Annotated in this window: 22 protein-coding genes and 1 pseudogene; 19 read left to right on the plus strand and 4 right to left on the minus strand. The window is 51.1% G+C overall.

The window, feature by feature from the left end:
- Positions 1-89 precede the first annotated feature (89 nt).
- From KH813_RS01720 to KH813_RS01750, 7 genes and pseudogenes are all read left to right on the plus strand, one after another.
- Positions 90-257 (plus strand): annotated as a pseudogene (locus KH813_RS01720) (RpiB/LacA/LacB family sugar-phosphate isomerase); the annotation flags it as partial.
- The gene (locus KH813_RS01725) at positions 250-792 is read left to right on the plus strand and encodes a TIGR01440 family protein (protein ID WP_303992482.1); all 543 of its coding nucleotides are present in this window, start codon (positions 250-252) and stop codon (positions 790-792) included. The pseudogene KH813_RS01720 and the gene KH813_RS01725, both read left to right, overlap by 8 nt.
- 27 nt (positions 793-819) lie before the next feature.
- A complete protein-coding gene (gene glyA / locus KH813_RS01730; RefSeq protein ID WP_303992484.1) occupies positions 820-2,055 on the plus strand; it encodes a serine hydroxymethyltransferase in 1,236 nt (411 codons plus the stop codon).
- An 11-nt stretch (positions 2,056-2,066) separates the two neighbouring features.
- On the plus strand, positions 2,067-2,693 hold the full coding sequence (upp, locus tag KH813_RS01735) for a uracil phosphoribosyltransferase (protein WP_303992487.1): 627 nt from the start codon (positions 2,067-2,069) through the stop codon (positions 2,691-2,693).
- Positions 2,694-2,848: 155 nt separating this feature from the next.
- A complete protein-coding gene (locus KH813_RS01740; protein WP_303992490.1) occupies positions 2,849-3,103 on the plus strand; it encodes a FeoA family protein in 255 nt (84 codons plus the stop codon).
- The gene (gene feoB, locus KH813_RS01745) at positions 3,090-5,474 is read left to right on the plus strand and encodes a ferrous iron transport protein B (protein ID WP_303992492.1); all 2,385 of its coding nucleotides are present in this window, start codon (positions 3,090-3,092) and stop codon (positions 5,472-5,474) included. The genes KH813_RS01740 and feoB overlap by 14 nt, the downstream gene beginning before the upstream one ends.
- Positions 5,475-5,483: 9 nt before the next feature.
- Entirely contained in the window at positions 5,484-5,672 is a 189-nt protein-coding gene (locus KH813_RS01750; protein ID WP_060803477.1) for a hypothetical protein, read from the plus strand.
- A gap of 31 nt (positions 5,673-5,703) precedes the next feature.
- Here the strand turns inward: KH813_RS01750 and KH813_RS01755 are convergent, their stop codons facing one another.
- Together KH813_RS01755 and KH813_RS01760 are read right to left on the minus strand one after the other, a co-directional pair.
- Positions 5,704-6,219: a nitroreductase family protein gene (locus KH813_RS01755; RefSeq protein ID WP_303992496.1), complete on the minus strand. Its 516-nt coding sequence runs from the start codon at positions 6,217-6,219 to the stop codon at positions 5,704-5,706.
- Positions 6,220-6,228: 9 nt separating this feature from the next.
- The gene (locus KH813_RS01760; protein WP_024048538.1) at positions 6,229-6,585 is read right to left on the minus strand and encodes an arsenate reductase family protein; all 357 of its coding nucleotides are present in this window, start codon (positions 6,583-6,585) and stop codon (positions 6,229-6,231) included.
- A gap of 82 nt (positions 6,586-6,667) precedes the next feature.
- Between KH813_RS01760 and KH813_RS01765 the strand changes: the two genes are divergently transcribed.
- Complete coding sequence (locus KH813_RS01765) at positions 6,668-7,234, plus strand: DsbA family protein (RefSeq protein WP_303992499.1); 567 nt, start codon at positions 6,668-6,670, stop codon at positions 7,232-7,234.
- A 35-nt stretch (positions 7,235-7,269) separates the two neighbouring features.
- Here the strand turns inward: KH813_RS01765 and fba are convergent, their stop codons facing one another.
- Both fba and KH813_RS01775 read right to left on the minus strand, forming a co-directional pair.
- Entirely contained in the window at positions 7,270-8,199 is a 930-nt protein-coding gene (gene fba / locus KH813_RS01770) for a class II fructose-1,6-bisphosphate aldolase (RefSeq protein ID WP_303992502.1), read from the minus strand.
- A gap of 18 nt (positions 8,200-8,217) precedes the next feature.
- A complete protein-coding gene (locus tag KH813_RS01775) occupies positions 8,218-9,102 on the minus strand; it encodes an RluA family pseudouridine synthase (RefSeq protein ID WP_303992505.1) in 885 nt (294 codons plus the stop codon).
- A gap of 155 nt (positions 9,103-9,257) precedes the next feature.
- Here KH813_RS01775 and polA point away from each other — a divergent pair, with 155 nt between their 5' ends.
- The 11 genes from polA (at position 9,258) to rbfA (ending at position 19,822) form a co-directional block, all read left to right on the plus strand.
- Complete coding sequence (polA, locus tag KH813_RS01780; RefSeq protein WP_303992507.1) at positions 9,258-11,852, plus strand: DNA polymerase I; 2,595 nt, start codon at positions 9,258-9,260, stop codon at positions 11,850-11,852.
- Complete coding sequence (mutM, locus tag KH813_RS01785) at positions 11,852-12,664, plus strand: bifunctional DNA-formamidopyrimidine glycosylase/DNA-(apurinic or apyrimidinic site) lyase (RefSeq protein WP_303992510.1); 813 nt, start codon at positions 11,852-11,854, stop codon at positions 12,662-12,664. The genes polA and mutM overlap by 1 nt, the downstream gene beginning before the upstream one ends.
- A gap of 2 nt (positions 12,665-12,666) precedes the next feature.
- Entirely contained in the window at positions 12,667-13,272 is a 606-nt protein-coding gene (coaE, locus tag KH813_RS01790; protein WP_303992513.1) for a dephospho-CoA kinase, read from the plus strand.
- A complete protein-coding gene (locus tag KH813_RS01795) occupies positions 13,265-13,831 on the plus strand; it encodes a lytic transglycosylase domain-containing protein (protein WP_303992516.1) in 567 nt (188 codons plus the stop codon). Before coaE ends, KH813_RS01795 begins: the two co-directional genes overlap by 8 nt.
- Positions 13,824-14,483: a hypothetical protein gene (locus KH813_RS01800; protein WP_303992519.1), complete on the plus strand. Its 660-nt coding sequence runs from the start codon at positions 13,824-13,826 to the stop codon at positions 14,481-14,483. The genes KH813_RS01795 and KH813_RS01800 overlap by 8 nt, the downstream gene beginning before the upstream one ends.
- 119 nt (positions 14,484-14,602) lie before the next feature.
- Positions 14,603-15,061 carry a ribosome maturation factor RimP gene (gene rimP / locus KH813_RS01805; RefSeq protein ID WP_034437888.1) on the plus strand — a complete coding sequence of 153 codons (459 nt, stop codon included), beginning with the start codon at positions 14,603-14,605 and terminating at the stop codon, positions 15,059-15,061.
- 13 nt (positions 15,062-15,074) lie between these two features.
- The gene (nusA, locus tag KH813_RS01810) at positions 15,075-16,241 is read left to right on the plus strand and encodes a transcription termination factor NusA (protein ID WP_303992525.1); all 1,167 of its coding nucleotides are present in this window, start codon (positions 15,075-15,077) and stop codon (positions 16,239-16,241) included.
- On the plus strand, positions 16,225-16,491 hold the full coding sequence (rnpM, locus tag KH813_RS01815; RefSeq protein ID WP_303992528.1) for an RNase P modulator RnpM: 267 nt from the start codon (positions 16,225-16,227) through the stop codon (positions 16,489-16,491). Before nusA ends, rnpM begins: the two co-directional genes overlap by 17 nt.
- A complete protein-coding gene (locus KH813_RS01820) occupies positions 16,488-16,793 on the plus strand; it encodes a L7Ae/L30e/S12e/Gadd45 family ribosomal protein (protein WP_303992530.1) in 306 nt (101 codons plus the stop codon). Before rnpM ends, KH813_RS01820 begins: the two co-directional genes overlap by 4 nt.
- Before the next feature lie 11 nt (positions 16,794-16,804).
- Entirely contained in the window at positions 16,805-19,417 is a 2,613-nt protein-coding gene (gene infB / locus KH813_RS01825; protein ID WP_303992533.1) for a translation initiation factor IF-2, read from the plus strand.
- A gap of 15 nt (positions 19,418-19,432) precedes the next feature.
- Complete coding sequence (rbfA, locus tag KH813_RS01830) at positions 19,433-19,822, plus strand: 30S ribosome-binding factor RbfA (protein WP_303992536.1); 390 nt, start codon at positions 19,433-19,435, stop codon at positions 19,820-19,822.
- Positions 19,823-19,857: the final 35 nt, after the last annotated feature.

Below are 19,857 nucleotides of genomic sequence, written 5' to 3' on the forward strand. Positions count from 1 at the left end.
AAAAGATTTTAAGCATGAGATTTTATAGAATGGCATGAATAGGGATGTGAGCATGGTTTTGAAAGTGATAAAATGCACTCGAAGCCAGTAATTCCAATAATGCCAACATTTTGACGATGGGAGAGCGCGTCATCGGACCGGGCTTGGCGCTGGAAATCGTACACGCCTTTTTGGAAGGTCAATTCGAAGGCGGTCGTCACGAGCGTCGGGTGAATGAAATTACAGCACTGGAACAGGGAGGCGCTGCGCATGAGTAAAATATATGAACAGACCAAAGCGGCTTTTACCGAGCTTTGCGAGATCGCGCAATTTGCTCCGCAGGACGTAATCGTGGTTGGCGGTTCATCCAGTGAAATTCGCGGCGGTCATATCGGCAAAGACAGCTCCGCGGAAGTGGGCGAAGAAGCAATCAAAGCATTGATGGAAGTGGCTCAAGCTCAACATTTGGAACTGGCGATTCAATGTTGCGAACATTTAAACCGTGCGCTGGTTGTCGAACGTAAAACGGCGGAACGCTTACATTTGCAACAAGTTACGGTCGTGCCGTGGCTGCATGCGGGCGGTTCTTTTTCTACCAATGCGATGGCGCTTTTTGACGATCCGGTTGTGGTGGAGGAAGTATCGGCGGCGGGCGGCCTGGACATCGGTTGCACGATGATCGGCATGCATTTGCGTCGTGTGGTAGTACCGGTACGGCTGCAGCAAAATCATATCGGTGCGGCTTTGGTAGTCGCGGCGCGAACAAGATTTCCGCTGATCGGAGGCGAACGAGCCCGTTATACAAAGGCATAAAAGTTTTCATTGAGTAGGAGGATGATCATGCGAAAGTTACGCGAACAGGATGCAGAATTATTTGCTTACATTACCGATGAATTGCATCGGCAGCAAAACAAATGGGAATTGATTGCTTCAGAAAACTTTGTCAGTGAGGCTGTTCTCGAAGCCCAGGGCAGTATTTTGACGAATAAATACGCCGAAGGATATCCTGGCAAACGCTACTACGGCGGCTGCGAATTCGTCGATAAAGTGGAAGATTTGGCACGCGATCGGGCGAAAGAACTGTTTGGTTGTGACCATGTTAACGTGCAACCGCACTCCGGTTCGCAGGCCAATTTCGGTGTATATTTCGCGTTGCTCAAGCCGAATGACACGATTATGGGCATGGATCTTTCTCATGGCGGCCATTTGACTCACGGCAGTCCGGTCAATGTTTCGGGTAATTACTTCAATGTCGTTTCCTATGGGGTCGATCGGGAAACGGAGCGTATCGATTATGACGCGATGGAAAAAATCGCCCGCGAAGCTAGACCGAAGCTGATTATCGGCGGCGGCAGCGCGTACTCGCGGATCATCGATTTTGAACGTATGGCGGCGATTGCGCATGCCGTCGATGCGATTTTCATGGTGGACATGGCGCATATCGCGGGTCTTGTCGCGGCGGGGGAACATCCGAGTCCGGTGCCGTTTGCCGATATCGTGACGACGACCACTCACAAAACCTTGCGCGGACCGCGCGGCGGTATGATCATGGCTACGGAAAAATATGCGAAGGCCATTGACAAGGCGATCTTCCCGGGGATCCAGGGCGGACCGTTGATGCATGTCATCGCCGCTAAAGCGGTAGCTTTCGGCGAAGCATTGCAGCCGGAATTCAAAACCTATGCGAAACAGATTATCGCCAATGCCAAAGTGCTTGGCGACACATTGGTGGAAAACGGTTTGCGTGCCGTCACGGGCGGTACGGACAATCATTTGTTGCTGATTGATGTACAAGGCCTCGGTATCACCGGCAAAGACGCGGAACATGTCTTGGATGAAGTGGGCATTACCTGTAACAAGAATACGATTCCGTTTGAAACGCAAAGCCCGTTTATCACGAGCGGTATTCGTCTCGGTTCGCCGGCCTTGACGACACGCGGTTTCAAGGAAGAAGATTTCAAAACGGTAGGTCGTGTGATCGCGTCCGTTTTGAAAGCACCGCAGGATGTATCCGTCGCGGAAGAAGCACGTAAAGAAGTCGCGACACTTTGTGAAAAATATCCGATTTATAAATAATGGGAGCGCTTATGGCTGTACACATTCTAGACCATCCGCTGATTCAACATAAAGTCACTTTAATTCGTGACAAAAACACAAGTTCCAAAGATTTTCGTGAACTTCTGCAGGAAATCACATTGCTGATGGGGTATGAGATCACGCGTGATTTGCCGTTGGAAGATATCGAAGTGGAAACGCCGATTACTAAAACGGTAGGCAAACGTCTGGCCGGCAAAAAAATGGGCATTGTGCCCGTGCTGCGTGCCGGTCTCGGCATGGTGGAAGCGTTGCTCGATTTGATTCCGAGTGCGCGCGTCGGTCATATCGGTTTGTATCGCGATCCGCAAACATTAAAACCGGTGGAATACTATTGCAAATTGCCGTCCGATGTCGGGGAACGTTTCTTCATCGTTACCGATCCGATGCTCGCGACCGGCGGCTCGGCTGCGGCGGCGATTACGCTTTTGAAAGAACGCGGTGCGAAAACGATCAAGCTGATGTGTCTTGTCGCGGCGCCGCAAGGCGTTGAAGTCGTACAAAAAGAACACCCCGATGTGGATATCTATGTAGCGGTTCTTGATGACCATCTTAATGAAAAAGGATATATTGTTCCCGGTCTGGGCGACGCGGGCGACAGAATCTTCGGTACCAAATAGAAAAGCTGCGCAAGCAGCTTTTTTATTTACTTTATATGAAATCCATAGCTTTGCCGGTCAATGTATACTTATTAAAAATAATTTTGCGAAACAATATCAAAAAGCAATAGAGATGTGGTATAATAAAATATCATAAAACCAGGAGGTCCACCACAATGGAGGAACGGACGTTAGCGCAATTGCGCCCGGGAGAAACGGGCGAGATTACACGTGTCGAGGGGTGCGGTAATGTGCAGCATCGACTGATTGATATGGGAGTTGTACGAGGAGCTCGGGCAACGGTGATGAAAGAGGCACCCTTGGGCGATCCTATCGAAATTAAAGTCAAAGGTTTTAATTTATCTTTACGCAAGGCAGAAGCCGAGATGATTTACGTAAAGACGCAGGAGGAACAAGATGAAAGCGATTAAAATTGCGTTGGCGGGCAATCCAAACTGCGGCAAAACGACGGTTTTCAATAATCTCACCGGGGCGCGTCAACATGTGGGCAACTATCCCGGTGTCACGGTGGAACGCAAAGAGGGCCATAAACGTTTTGCAGGCATTGACATGCTGTTTTTGGATTTGCCGGGCACGTACAGTTTGACCGCCCGTTCTTTGGACGAAGTGGTAGCTCGTAACACCATTATTAACGAACGTCCCGATGTGATCGTCAATGTCCAGGATGCTTCCAACCTGGAGCGTAACCTGTACTTGACCGCACAGCTTGTCGAGTTGGGACAGCCGGTCGTGATTGCGTTGAACATGGTCGACGTGGCAGACCAGATGGGCATCCATATCGATTTACGAAAATTAAGTGACGCATTGGGCATCACTGTCGTACAAACGGTAGGCAGCCGCAACGTCGGAACCGTTGCGTTGCTGGAAGATGTGGCGCGTGTTGCCAAGGAAGGCAAGGCGCCGCAGATTAAGATCGACTACGGTCCGACGCTGGAACATTTGATCACTGCCATGACAACAGCGATCCAAGCCCAGACGGATATTCAGTATCCGATACGCTGGCTGGCGATTAAGCTGTTGGAAAATGATCAGGAAGTACAAGAAGCGTTGCAACAACGCGGCGGTATGGAAGACGTACTCAACTTGGCGCATTGTTTACGAAATTCATTACCGAAAGAAATTGACGCAGAATTTATTTTTGCGGAAAAGCGCCACCAATTTGCAGTACAGATATTTCAACAGGCGGTAACGGTAGACCCCACATTACATGAAACACGTTCGGATAAAATCGATAAAGTATTGACGCATCGCTTTTTCGGACCGCTTATTTTTGCGGGTATGATGTGGCTGCTGTTTAACGCGGTATTCACATTGGGGGCGTATCCGCAGGAATGGCTCGATGGGGTGATTACAGACTTCGGCACTTGGCTTACCACCGTTTTGCCGGAAGGAGCCATCCAATCGCTTGTTGTGGACGGAATTATTGGCGGCGTCGGCGCGGTTTTGAGTTTCTTGCCTTTGATTTTAATTTTATTCGCTGGCATTGCGCTTTTGGAAGACAGCGGTTACATGGCGCGTGCCGCGTTTATTTTAGATCGCATGATGCATGCGGTAGGTTTGCACGGCAAGTCATTTATTATGTTGCTGCTGGGTTTCGGTTGTACAGTGCCGGCCGTCATGGGCACACGTTCGCTGGATAATCCGCGGGATCGTATGGTGACGATGTTGGTCGCGCCGATGATGAGTTGCGGCGCGCGTTTGCCGGTATATACGCTGTTGATCGGTGCTTTCTTTACCGCGAAGTGGGCGGGGACAGTGCTTTTCGGCATTTACATGCTGGGCATCGTGCTGGCGATTGTGCTGGCGCTGGCTTTCCGTAAATTTTTATTCCCGGGAGAAAGGGAACCGTTCGTTATGGAAATGCCGGAGTACCACGTTCCGACGCTAAAGGGTGTTTTGCTTCACATGTGGGAACGAGCGGTGCTATACTTTAAAAAAGCAGGCACGTTTATTTTGGCGGCTTCTGTGATTGTTTGGTTTATTACCGTATATCCGCAAAATGTCCCGCTTGATCAGGATTATGACGCGTTGCGTGCCGCCGCGACACAGGAATATCAAACCCAAGCGGAAGCAGTGCTTGCGCCGTTTGCTATTAACGAAATCAATGAGAATCCGGCACTTTTCCAAGCGGTGGCAACGTTGGAAACCTTGCAGACGCAAAATGAGGAAGCGCTGGCCGCGGCGCAAGAAGAAGGAAACGCAGCCGAAGAAGAAACGCTTGCCAAGTCGTTTACCGCATATGGTCGGGAATTTCCGGTGGCGTTGCAATCGGTGGCCGAGACACAGCCGCAATACTACCCGTATGCGTTAGAATATTTTGCCTTAACGAAAGATCACGAAGAAGAAATGGCGGCGATTGATCGTGCGGAAAGTGCCGATCAACTTGCTCACAGCTATGCAGGACAATTCGGACACATGATCGAACCCGTCCTGCAACCGCTCGGCTTTAATTGGAAAATCGGCGTTTCGCTGGTAGCTGCTTTAACGGCGAAAGAAGTGTTGGTAAGTTCGCTCGGCACGATCTACAGCATGCAAGCCGATCCGGATGACAGCAGCGGTTTGATGGAACGTCTTGCCGCGGATCCCGCGTTTGATCCGTTGATTGCGCTCAGTCTGATGGTCTTTGTTTTGTTATACTGTCCGTGTCTGGCCGTACTCGCTGTGATGCGTCGGGAAACTGACTCGTTTCGTTGGCCGGCATTTGTCTTTATGTATTGTACAGCGCTTGCCTGGGTGTGCTCCTTTGTGGTTTATCAAGGCGGTCGGATGCTCGGATTTTGAGGTGAGAATATGCAAACTGTTTTTATCGGGTTGGCAGTGCTGGCGGCATTTGTCTACCTGACATGGCATTTTTGGCACGGTCTGCACGAAGAAAATTCCTGCACAAATTGCCCGGGGTGCACCGGTGACAAAAAAATGACAGGTTGCTCGTGCTGTTCCGCCGCTACTGGGGCACGCAAACAAAAATTATCGAAATAAAAAGAGCTGCGCAAAGCGCAGCTCTTTTTATTTATAAACGATCGACCGTCATTTTACTTTCTTTATTACGAGCCTTGAGTGGCCTCATCGGTTCGCCGACGGCAAGCGCCCCCATGGGCACGAAATTGGCCGGTACACGTGCTCCGTTGAGATAACGGGCATCTTTGCCGAGTTGCTGGATGGCACCGCAAATGTAGCAGGACCCTAAACCGAGCGCAGTGGCGGCCAGATGCATTTGGGTAACGATACAACCCGTATCGGCATTACGCAAACCGGAGGTCACTTTTTCATCACCGAAAACAACGATCAGCGCCGGTGCGGCATAAATCGGATTGCCTGTATTGCCGCGTTCTAACCATTCTTCCTCGAGCTTTTTCAACACACCTTCGGCCGTAATGACAGTCAAATGATAGGATTCATAACGACTCAACGAAATCGGCGCTGTGACACCGGCGTGCACAATATTCTCTAAAGCGTCGGCAGCTACGGGATTTGTCCGGTAATTTCGGGTAGATTGACGCAGGGCAAGCACTTCTTTAAACTCCATATAGTCCTCCTATTTAAGTAACGCGGCTTCCCATTCCGTTTGGCGAAAACCGGTTAGAATATGGTCATCATCAATCACCAAGAGGGGCCGCTTGATCAGCATGCCGTCACGGGACAGCTCTTTGGCAAACTCTTCATCGGAAAGTGTCAGACGGCGTTTGGCCAAGCCGCTTGACCGATATAATTGACCGCTCGTATTGGCAAATTTTGTCAGCGGCTGATTGGTTTTTTTACTCCAGCGGAGAAGATCTTTTGCGGTCGGCGGATCTTCCACGATCAGTCTTTCTTCATAACGGATATTGTTATCGTCCAACCAGGCTTTGGCACGTCGGCAGGTACTGCATTTCGGATAGTAAATAAAAAGCATATCTATACCCCCTTTTTGCGTATATTATACCATGTTCATTTTTGCGATATAATGAAAACAGGAACACAAAGGAGGAATAGCAATGTCCAAAATTCGTATTTACTTCGATTTTGTTTGTCCGTACTGCTACCATGCGTGGGGCAGTTTACGAAAATTGCAGGAGCAAAAAGATATCTGCCCGGAGTGGTACGGCTGGGAAATTCATCCTGAATGGCGTAACCGCAAAGCCAAAGAAAAATATGCCGGCGAACGCGCGCGCGAACAGTTTGCTGAACTCGGTAAAGAGGCGGGAATTAATGCGACGACTGCCAGGTGGGATGCGTCGAGCTTTGACGCCTTGCGTTTATTGGAACTCGCGCAGGAGCAGGGTAAAGCGGATGACTGGGTTGACCGCGTCTACATCGGCGCGTACCAGGAAGAGGGCGACATGAGCGACCGCGCAACGCTCGCAAAGTGGGCGGAGGAAGTAGGATTGAGCGGCGCTGCCGAAGTGTTGGTGGGAGAGCAATATGCTGACACCTTGAAAGAGCATGATCGGCATTGTATGGAGATTGCGTTGGAGTATGTCCCCACCCTGGAAAAAGACGGCGAGATCATTGCCGATGGTGTTTTAACCTATACCGATATCGAAAAAGCACTGGCACAATGACAACAAAAAAGAGAGCCTTTTGGCTCTCTTTTTGTTTAAATGCGATTCGAGCTGTTAAGTACGTGTTTGATTTTGTGTTGTACCATGCCTTTAATGGCGGCACGACCGGCGCCCAAGTATGTGCGGGGGTCAAAATCAGCCGGATGATTTTGCAAGTGTTCACGAATCGAAGCCGTCATCGCTAAGCGTAAGTCGGTATCGATATTAATTTTGCAAACGCCCATGGTACCGGCTTTACGCAGCATTTCTTCCGGTACACCGCGGGCACCGGCAACATCGCCGCCGTATTCATTACATTTTTCGACAAATTCGGGAATGACGGTGGAAGCGCCGTGCAAAACGATCGGATATCCGGGCAACAGTTCGGAAATGCGCTGCAGACGTTCAAAATCAAGATACGGGTCGCCTTTGAATTTGTACGCGCCGTGGCTGGTACCGATCGCAATCGCGAGCGAGTCGCAACCGGTGCGCTCTACAAATTCGACAGCCTGATCCGGATCGGTGAAGCGGGCGTCACGTGCGGACACGGAGATGTCGTCTTCGACACCGGCCAAGCGACCGAGTTCCGCTTCGACGACAACGCCTTTCGAATGCGCGTATTCAACGACCTTTTTGGTCAACGCGACATTTTCTTCGAAGGGATGTTTGGAGCCGTCGATCATGACAGAGTTAAAACCGCCATCAACGCAGGCTTTACAAATTTCAAAATCTTCGCCGTGATCCAAGTGCAGACAGATCGGCAGGCCCGTATCACTGACAGCGGCTTCCACCAATTTGACAAGGTAAATATGACGGGCATATTTACGGGCGCCGGCGGAAACCTGCAAAATTAACGGTGACTGTTCTTCTTTCGCGGCATCGACAATGCCCTGGATGATCTCCATATTGTTGACATTGAATGCGCCGATCGCGTATTTCCCTTCATACGCTTTTTTAAACATTTCAGTAGAGCTGACAAGCGGCATGAGATAACCTCCTTAAGGCTAACGGAAATAATGAGATAAATGCCGTTCGAGAACGGCGTTCATATCCGGTGGAAGCGGCGCGCTGACGCGAACCGTTTGGCCGGTATATGGCTGCATGAAAGTAAGAGTAGCGGCATGTAAGGCTTGCCGCGCAAGAATATCTCGGGATCCTCCGTACAAATCATCTCCCAGCAGCGGGTAGCCGAGATGGGCGAGGTGCACCCGAATTTGATGCGTTCGTCCGGTTTTCAGACGGATGCCGAGGTAGGAAAGTTCCTGATTGGCCGCTAAGCGTGTGACATAAGTAACGGCGGGTTTGCCTGTCGTAAAATTTACTTCGCGTAAAATGATACTGTCTTTACGGCGGGCAATCGGCCAGGTGATTTCGGCGTACGGTGTAAAAAATCGACCGGAGACCAAAGCCCGATAGGTACGCTCGACCGACGCCAAGTGGTTGCGGTTGAGCGCATGCTGCGCCTGTGGCGATTTTGCCACAAGAACCAATCCCGAAGTGTTCCTGTCTAAACGTTGTATGAGATGCGGATATGCGTCTGCATCATGCCGTTCAAAATACGCGGAAAGCGCATGCAGAAGGGTCTTTTCACGTTCCTTTGCCGTCGCGTGAACCAACATGCCCTCGGGTTTGTTGACGACGATATATTGCGCATCTTCATAGCGAACATCCAGCGGTATATGCCAGGCCGGCGGTTGCGAGGGAACGGGCCATTGTAGCGAGATTTCCGCAGCGAGCGGAGGAAGTGTGTGGAAATCGACACGTTCTCCGTTGCAAAAGACCGTTGCCTCTCTGCGTAAGCGGCGTCGTTCACGTTGAGAGATCCCCAATAAACGTAATTGCTGACTGACGGTTTTGCCTGCCAGGGCATCCGTCACTATCCATTTCATCGGCATAACTCTATTATAATATGAAAAGCCTGTGCTTGCGGCATTTTTCGCGTCGATGTGCTGACATGTGACAAAGTCGCAAAACACGGTTCGCGGTTGCAAATATGGTATAATAACATGTATTTAAATATAGTATAGCATAATGGGAGGAATTTATGAGTAAACCTCGCCTTGTCTTAATTGACGGTAACAGTTTACTGTATCGCGCGTTCTTTGCGCTACCGGCGTTAACCGATCCGCAGGGAAATCCGACGAATGCGGTATACGGTTTTTTACTGATGTTGGCCAAAGTATTTGAGGATCTTAAGCCGACTTACTTAGCGGTTGCATTTGATAAAGGAAGAGTGACGTTTCGCAATGAGTTGTATGCGGACTATAAGGGAAATCGACCGGATGCTCCCGATGATCTCGCACCGCAATTCGGTCTGATCCGGGAAGTGTTGCAGACGCTCGGGATCGCTCAATACGAAAAAGAAGGCTACGAAGGCGACGATCTGATCGGCACGCTCAGTAAGCGCTACCGCGACGAATGCGATATCGCTATTATCACCGGAGATCGCGATACATTGCAGCTGGTCGACGATGCCACTACCGTGTATCTGACGAAACGAGGCGTGACGCAGTTGGAAGCGATGACGCCGGAGACGGTGTTGGAAAGCACGGGCGTCACGACCGAGCAAATCGTCGACTGGAAAGCGCTCATGGGCGATACCTCCGATAACATTCCGGGCATAGCCGGTATCGGTCCAAAAACAGCGTCCAAGTTGTTACAGCAATTTCCGACGCTCGATGAAATTTTTGCCCGTTTGGACGAGGTCAGCGGCAAAAAACTGGTCGAACGATTGACGGAAAATAAAGATATCGCCTACGTTTCTCGCGAACTTGCGACGATTAAAACGGATGTGGAGATTTCGACCGACTTATCCGAGATGGAACCGCAGGGACGTGTCGATGAAGCGCGTACGCTGTTTGAGCGACTCGGTTTTCGCAGCATGCTCGGAAAAATGCAGGCAGCGCATATTATCGCCGGCGATGAAGGCCTTTTCGCGCAACCGTTGCAGGAAGAACCTGCCGACATGACTGTCGTTACTGATGCGAAACCGAGCGTGTTAAAAGATGCGGATCGCGTGGCGGTCAGCGTGACAACCGCGGGTAAAATTCCGCATCTTGCATTAAAAGAACTTGCGGCGCTGGCGGACGATACGCTTTACTATTGGCAGGACGAATCCGCCACGGAAGCGCTCCGCATCCTTCTCGGCGGCGAAGCGCAGATTATTACCGACCGCGCCAAATCGTTGTATCAGGCGGCGGGCATTTTTACTTCGGTCGCAGAACTGTTTGACGTCACATTGGCCGCGTACGTATTGAATCCGACGCGTACCTCGTATCCCGCCACCTATTTAGCGGATGCCTACCACGTACCGGCGCCGTATCCGTATGAGGACGGGGAAAAAATGCTGGCGGCCCGCGCCCAAATGTTTGCGCAGTTGGTAGAGCCGCTTACGGCGGAATTAAAAGCGAACGGCGCATGGGATCTCTACATGACGTTTGAGATGCCGTTGACGCAAGTGCTGGCGGCGATGGAGCATACGGGCATCGCGATCGATCAAAATAAGCTGACCGCGTTAAAAGGCGAGTTCACTGCGCAGGCGGAAGCGCTTGCCGCTGAGATTTACGAACTGGCCGGAGAAACATTTAATATTTTAAGCCCGCAACAACTGTCGAATGTTTTATTTACTAAACTGGAGTTACCGCCGGGACGAAAAACGAAAACCGGTTATTCGACAGACGCCGAAGTTTTGAACGGCTTGCTCAAGAAACACCCGATTGTGTCGAAGGTACTCAACTATCGCACGATTACCAAATTGATTTCGACATATCTTGACGGGATTGCGGAATTGGTTGATCCGGAGACCGAGCGGGTGCATACGACCTTTAATCAAACGGTCACGGCGACGGGGCGGCTCAGCAGTTCCGACCCGAATTTGCAAAACATTCCCGTGCGTACGGAGGAAGGTCGTCGCATCCGTTCGCTCTTTGTACCGGGCAAAGGTTTCAGCGGTTTTATGTCGGCCGACTATTCGCAAATTGAATTGCGTATTCTCGCGCACCTTTCCGGGGATGAAAAACTGCAGGAAGCTTTCTTACATCAGGAAGATATCCACCGTCGCACCGCCGCGGAAGTGTTGCATAAAGATCCGAAAGACGTAACGGCAGCGGAACGTTCGCATGCCAAGGCGGTCAACTTCGGAATCATTTATGGCATCAGTGATTACGGTTTGGCGCGCGATCTCGGCATCAGCCGCGAAGAGGCGGGCGCGTATATTGAAAAATATCTCGAGCGTTATCCCAAGGTTCGCCAATATATGTCGGACTCAATTGCAGCGGCGAAAGAATCGGGGCGCGCGGAAACGATGTACGGACGTTTTCGCGTTTTGCCGGATATTCACAGTCGCAATTTCAATCGGCGTTCTTTTGCCGAACGCACGGCCCTCAACACGCCGATTCAAGGGGCCGCGGCCGATATTATCAAGCGCGCGATGAATAATGTGTATTGGGCGCTGGTTCGGAACCAGCTGAAAAGTCGCATGCTGCTGCAGGTGCACGATGAACTCGTGCTGGAAGTCGTCGAAGAAGAGCGTGACATCGTCGCGCAAATTTTAGAAATGCACATGCCCGGCGCCGCAGAACTGGCGGTACCGCTGGTCGTAGATATTCACTACGGCACGAATTGGGAGATGGCGAAGTAATGCCGGAATTGCCGGAAGTGGAAGTCATTTGTCGCCAGCTGAACGAAGTGTTGGCCGGTCAGGAAATTACAGGAGTCAAAGTGCATCTGGCCAAAGCTTTTGCGGATCCGCAAGGCTTACTCCCGGAACTGATCGGGGCCCGTTTTACCGAGGTGCAGCGACGTGGAAAATATTTGCTGCTTTATACCGAACGGTTGGTGCTTGTGGGACACTTGCGAATGACGGGAGCGCTCTTGTATCGGACGCAGTTTGACTCGATTTCGCATGTGCGCGTTGAAATTCAGCTCGCGCCGCCGGCGGTATTGTATTTTAAAGATGTACGCACGTTCGGCGGCCTGACGCTTTTGCGCCGCGCCGATCTCGCCGAGTATCCGCCGTTGTTGAAATTGGGACCGGAGCCGCTTTCTCCGCAGACTTCGGATCTCGTTTTATACACGGCTTCGCGAGGACGCAAGGTGGCGCTGAAGACATTCCTGTTGGATCAGCGCGTCATCGCCGGCGTCGGCAATATTTATGCGGACGAAGCATTGTTTCTTGCCGGACTGCGACCGCAAATGCGCGCCGATCGTTTAACACGGCCGAAAGCGCGGCGGTTACTGGCGGCGCTCAAAGAGGTTCTTACGCAGAGTATCGAGGACGGCGGCACAACATTTCGGGATTACCGCGACAGTTCCGGTAAACGAGGCTTGCATGTGAAGCGTCTGGCCGTGTACGGACGCAAAGGTTTACCTTGCAAACGGTGTCAACATCCGTTACAAAGTATTCGCTTAGGAGGCAGAACGACAGTGTATTGTCCTCACTGTCAAAAATAAAAATGAAGACAATCGGACTCACCGGCGGCATTGCCTCCGGTAAAAGTGAAGTCAGCCGCTGGCTGCGACAACATGACGTACCGATCCTCGATGCGGATTGGGCGGCCCGTCTGGTGGTAACACCGGGGCATGCGGTTTACGATGCCGTGGTTAAAGAGTTCGGCGTGGGAATTTTACAGCCGGATCAACAGGTGCATCGCGCCAAATTGGCGGACATCATTTTCAATGACAGCGCGGCCCGTAAAAAGTTGAACGCGATTATGCATCCGGCGATTGCGGATTGGTTTGAACAGGAATCGGATCGACTTGCCGCGGCCGGTGAACCTTTTGTCGTGTGGGACATTCCGCTTTTGATCGAGCTCGGTTGGCAAAACAAAGTGGATCAGGTGTGGGTGGTACGCGCCACGCGGGCGCAACAGATTGAACGCTTGCGTCTGCGCAACGGCCTTTCGGAAGATATGGCGAAACAGCGGTTGGCGGCGCAACTTGATCCGCTGCTGCGGGAAAATTTTGCCGATGTTATCATCGACAACAGCGGCAGCTTACTGGACACGTATCAGCAATTGGAACGATTATTAAAAGACTTACGGGAAGAAACTCATGCGTAAACGAACTTGGTGGTCGCTTTTCATGCTCGTGTTCGGCTTTTGGTATTTTTTATACGGAGCCGATTACATCGCGTACAACTATTTTCATAAAGTATCCTATCCGTCGCTGGTGGAAACCTATGCCAAGCGAAATGATTTGCCGCCGGAGTTGGTAGCCGCCGTGATTTTTACCGAAAGCCGTTTTCAGGAAAAAGCGGTTTCGCCCCGCGGTGCGATCGGTTTGATGCAGCTGATGCCGGTGACGGCTCATTGGATTGCCGAGCAGCGGGACACAAAAGTACGAAACCTTACCGATCCGGAAGAAAATATTGCTAACGGCACATGGTATTTGCGTTACCTTTATGATCATTTCTCGTCACCCGTACTTGCCCTGGCAGCCTATAACGCGGGACGAGGTCATGTGGAAGAATGGATGGATACGTACGGTTGGCACGACCGTGCTCCTGCGGTAGAAGAAATTCCGTTTCCGGAAACGCGCGAATTTGTAGCGAGCGTGCTGCATTACCAGGCCATTTACGCGGATTATTTTCACCCATATGAGGATGAACAACATGGATAGTACAACATATGAAAATCTATTAACGGAAATGGATAATGCGGTGGATTTACCGACCGCGATTGGTTCATGGAAACGCCGCGAGCTTTCCGCGGAAGAGCGCGAACGGCATATTTTGTTTTGCTATGAAGAAGCGGCTTTCGGCTGGCGCATTTTAGGCTTGTATGCAGATGAAACCGCCGACTTTATGGTGAAATATGATTTGGGTCTTATCGTGTTGACGGATATTCGATTTACATATGACAGCGCGTCGGATTTTTGGAAGATTCTCCAGGCCGATTTTGTGCGAGTGGTCACGGATCGTTTTGTGCGTCGCGATGAAACCGCATCGATATTAGTGAAAAATGCCGGCATTTTGAACTGGGAGAACGAACATGGCATACCGGAAGCGTACCGCCATTACCGTCGCGTTATCGCACCCTCGGCGCCGATTCTCGGCTTAAACGGATCGTATATTATTTTGGCGTATGCCGACGCGACCAATACGAAAGGAATACTGTTTTTCTACAATGTATTTCGTGATGACTTCTTTGCCGAGACGAGAAATCAAGGCGTTCCCGGTATCGTGCACGATTTTGATGCGGCTGCGGTAACAGAACTTTCGCAAAAAATCGAGGCACATTTAGAGTCGACTTTGTCCGCCCTGGACGGATGAAGTTTGCGCTGCTTTTTTTGATATGGTATAATGACATAAATAATTAATGGGTTTTTATGGGAGGAGTGAGCCGCGGCTCACTCTTTCTTGCAGTTACACACTTTGCAGGGAGGGATAACATGGCGCAGAAAAAAGTCGCAGTACGCGTAGAAGAATTGGCGGAACCGTTGGTGAAAGCGGCCGGAATGGAACTTGTGGATGTGGAATATGTACGGGAGCAGGACTGGATCTTGCGGGTCTACATCGATAAAGAGGGCGGCGTGGATCTGACGGATTGCCAAACAATGAGTGAAGCACTCAGCACCGAGCTGGATAAAGCGGACTTTATTGCCAACAATTATTTACTGGAAGTATCGTCTCCCGGCATTGACCGTGTATTAAAAAAAGACCGTGATTTCGATCGTTATGCCGGTAGCGAAGTCGATGTAAAATTATACAGCGCCCGCGCCGGTCATAAAGAATTTACAGCGACGCTTTTAGGCTATACGGAGACGGCGCTGCAATTGGAAACCGAAGCGGGAAAAGAAGAAATTCCGCGCGCCGACATAGCGACGGTACGGTTGCACGTGTCATTTTAGCAGGGGGGAAGAAATGAATCAGGAACTATTACAAGCGGTGCAATTCCTGAAAACGGAAAAAGGTTTGACCGCGGACGTTATATTCGAATCGCTTGAAGCGGTATTGCTCAGTGCATACAAACGCGAAACCGGAACGCATGCCGAAGCGGCGGCGACGATTGATCGGGAAACGGGCGTGTACCATATTTTTGTGACCAAGACGGTAGTGGAAGATGTCGAAGATCCGGAATTGGAAATTTCGCTCACGGATGCGCAAGCATTAAACTCCGCGTATGCGGTGGGCGATCTCGTGCAGCAGGAAGTGACGCCGAAAAATTTCGGTCGCATGGCGGCGCAGACCGCAAAGCAAGTCATGACGCAACGGTTGAAAGAAGCGGAACGCAATGTCATTTACGATGAATTCGTCGGCCGGGAAGGAGATGTCCTGACCGGCATGATCGAACGAATTGACAATAAAACCGTATACGTCAGCTTGGGTAAGACAGAAGGCATTTTGCCTTCAACCGAGCAGATCCCCGGCGAACGGTACCGTCCGAAAAATCGATTGAAATGTTACGTGGTAGAAGTAAAGAAAACGTCCAAAGGACCGCAGATCATCTTGTCACGGACGCATCCGGGACTGCTGAAACGGCTCTTCGAACTGGAAGTACCGGAAATTTATGACGGTACGGTGGAAATCAAATCCGTGGCTCGCGAAGCGGGTTCCCGTTCGAAAATCTCGGTGTATTCGGTGGACGGAAACATCGATCCGGTGGGTGCCTGCGTCGGTCCGAAAGGACAACGCGTGCAAAATATCGTGGATGAGTTGCATGACGAAAAGATTGACATCGTGCGCTGGGATGAAGATCCGGCGCTGTATATCGCTAACTCGCTCAGCCCGTCGAAGGTCATTTCGGTCAGCGTTTGGGATGAAGAAAAAACATCCCATGTGATTGTTCCGGATTACCAACTGTCGTTGGCGATCGGTAAAGCCGGTCAAAACGCGCGTTTGGCGGCCAAACTGACGAATTGGAAGATTGACATTAAGAGTGAATCCCAAGCCGCGGAAGAAGGTTTTGAAGACTTCTACGATGACGATGAGGAAGATTTGCTTGCGGAATTGGATGCGACCATGGGAGCGGCGCAGTCCGAAGAATCGTTGCCTGTCGATGAGGTGACACCGCATGATGAAGAAAACTAAAAAATTACCGCTGCGACGTTGTGTCGGTTGCGGCGCGATGAAAGATAAACGGGATATGGTTCGCATCGTGGCTCCCGCGAGCGGAGAAATTAACATGGATCCCACCGGCAAAGCGCCCGGACGCGGCGCCTACATTTGTCCCAGCGCGGAGTGTTTGGCAAAAGCATATACTTCGCACGGTTTGGAACGGTCGTTGAAACGCAATGTACCGGAGCAGGTGTACAAAGATCTGCAGGAACAACTGGCATGAACTTGGGACGTGCGTTATCCCTGTTGGGGATTGCGCAGCGTTCCGGAAATGTGATTTCGGGCAGTGACACCCTAATTAAAACGCTGCGTAAAGGAGACGGTGAGCTCTTGATCATTGCCACGGACTGTGCCCGTAATAATTGCGAGAAATTGGTCCATTTAGCCGAACGCGAACAGATCGACTATCGTTTCGCGGCCACGGCAACGGAACTGGGAGATGCGATCGGGAAAGCCCGACGTGTCGCTGTGTTGATCATGGATCAGGGATTAGCAGGGGCCGTTCGTGAACGACTGGACGAGTAAGGAGGAGTTATATGCAGAAATTTCGAGTCTGGGAATTAGCAAAACAATATAACAAGACAGATAAAGATATCATTTCGACATTGAAATCGCATAATGTGGAAGTCAAAAGCCATTTGAGTGTCGTAGACGAAAAAACCAAACAACTGTTGGATCGGGTGTATGCAGGTAAGCCGGCAACAGGTTCGATGGAAACCAAAGCCGCAGCGACCAAATCGGCGGCAGCCGCATCTCCCGCGACCCCAAAACAACCGCGTCGGCGCCGTCCGGCACGGACCGTGCGGTTTGATCAGCAATCGGGCAAGCCGAAAGAAGAATTTTTAGTGGACGGCAAGGGACGTAAGCTGGAAACAAAGCCGAAAGCGCAACCGCGCCCGCAAAAAGTTGCGGCAAAACCGGCTGCCAAACCGGCCCACCCGAAGCAGGCCACCGCGAAACAAGCGGAACCGGCTAAAAAGCATGAAAACGGTGGTAAAGCGCAGCAGAAACATACCGAAAGCGATGCTAGCGCTTTGCGCAGGACACCGAAAAAAGCACAACCGACGGCGCGTCCTGCGGGAAAACCGATGGCGGACGAAGGACAGCGTTCTTCCCGCCCGGTTGAAAAACGTACGCATAAACCGGCCCAACGCACGCAATCGTCGAGCCGTAATATGGCGGATCACAATGCGGTAGCGAATCAGGAAGAGGGCTCCGGCAAGGATCGCGGCGGGCGTAAAGTCAATCGCAATCAACGCCGCAATCAGCGTGGTCGGAATCAAAACAAAAATGATCGTCGCGGCAAAGAACGAGGCACATCGCTGTTGGCGCAATCCATCAAAAAATCACGCGCCAAAGGCAAAAATAAAAACGAGCATGCTCACGCCAATGCGGAGGTCGTTACTGAAGTAGCGATGCCGCCGTCCGTAACCGTAAAAGAACTTGCCGAATTATTCAAAAAAGAAGTCGGTGATGTCATCAAACGGTTGATGCTGCTCGGCATTATGGCAACGATTAATCAGGAAGTCGATCGTGATGCGGTCGAATTATTGGCGGAAGAATACGGCATTACGTTGCTCGAGATGGAACCGGAAGAAGACGGCACGGAAATTCCGGAAATCGAAGACGCGCCGGAAGATCTTCTGCCGCGCCCGCCGGTAGTGACGATCATGGGTCACGTCGACCACGGTAAAACATCGCTTCTGGACACGATCCGCAAGACTCATGTGACGGCTCGTGAAGCGGGCGGTATCACGCAGCATATCGGTGCGTATCAGATTCGGTACCAAGGCAAGAAAGTAGTGTTTCTGGACACGCCGGGGCACGAAGCGTTTACGGCGATGCGCGCGCGCGGCGCACAGGTAACGGATATTGCCGTCCTCGTAGTCGCCGCCGACGACGGTGTTATGCCGCAAACACTGGAAGCGATTGACCACGCGAAAGCGGCGAAAGTGCCGATTATTGTCGCGATCAATAAGATGGATAAACCGGCCGCTAACCCGGACCTTGTCAAACAGCAGCTGGCGGAACACGGGCTGTTGCCGGAAGACTGGGGCGGCGATACCATCATGGTACCGGTATCCGCGAAAAAACATCAGGGCATTGATGACCTGTTGGAAAACATTTTGCTGGTAGCGGACGTATTGGAACTGAAAGCGAATCCGAATCGTAACGCGATCGGCGTAGTTGTCGAAGGGGAACTGGACAAAGGTCGCGGTCCGGTCGTTACCGTCCTGATTCAAAACGGTACGTTGCGTACCGGTGACGGTATCGTTTCGGGTACGGCATTCGGTCGTGTCCGTGCGATGAACAACGAACGCGGCGATCTCATTAAAAAAGCGGAACCGTCGACACCGGTCGAAGTACTCGGTTTGTCCGATGTTCCGACGGCGGGCGAACTGCTGTACGCCATGGATGAACGGGATGCGCGCAACATTGCGGAAAAACGCATTGCCAAACAAAAATATGAAGAGCAAAACCGTTCGCAGAAAGTCACTCTGGATGATCTTTTCAATCAGATCAAAGAAGGCGAACTGAAAAACTTGAATATCGTCATCAAAGCCGATGTACAGGGTTCAGTCGAAGCGCTGCGCCAGTCCTTTGAAGGGATTAAAAATCCGGAAGTGCGGATTGATGTCGTGCATGCCGGTGTCGGCGCGATTTCCGAATCGGATATCATGCTGGCTTCCGCGGCGAATGCGTTGATTATTGGCTTTAACGTACGGCCGGATGCCAATATCCGTAAAATTGCCGAACAGGAACAGGTTGATATGCGCACTTACCGTGTCATCTATGATGCGATTGACGATATCAAGCAGGCAATGCAGGGCATGTTGGCGCCGAAGTTCCGTGAAGTCGTCTTGGGACGTGCGGAAGTGCGCCAGGTGATTCCGACGCCGAAGGTAATTGTCGCCGGTTCGTACGTTACGGAAGGCAAAATTACCAATAATGCGGAATTGCGTTTGATTCGCGACGGCATTGTTATTCATGAAGGAAGCATCGCATCGCTCCGTCGCTTTAAAGATGACGTTAAAGAAGTGGCCGAAGGATATGAATGCGGGATTTCGATTGAAAGCTACCGCGATGTCAAAGAGGGCGATGTTTTGGAAGCCTTTACCCAGGAAGAAATTGAACAAACGATCGACTAAAGGGAGGTGCTTGTAATGTCCCAATTACGCGTGCGTAAGATGCAGGAATTTATCAAGCAGGAGATTGGTCAAATGCTGCTCCGTGACTTGAAAGACACCCGACTCGGATTTGTCACGGTCACGGAAGTAACGGTTACCGGTGATTTGCGTGAGGCGACTGTCTACGTAAGTTTGTTCGGCAGCGATGAAGAAAAAGAAAAATCATTCGCCGCGCTCCAAAACGCCACCGGTTTTATTCGCACCGAACTCGGCAAGAGGCTCCAAGTGCGTCATACTCCGGAAATTACGTTTGCCGTGGATCGCTCGATTGATTACGGGAATCACATTGAGCGCGTACTGAAGTCGATTAAAGATAAAGAGGAATCCCAAAACAGATTGGAAGGTGCGGCCGATGAAAATCAGTGAAGACAAACTGCGTCAGACATTGGAAAGTGTCAAGT

It is taken from the genome of Negativicoccus succinicivorans (assembly GCF_018373335.1).
Taxonomy (GTDB): domain Bacteria; phylum Bacillota; class Negativicutes; order Veillonellales; family Negativicoccaceae; genus Negativicoccus; species Negativicoccus succinicivorans_A.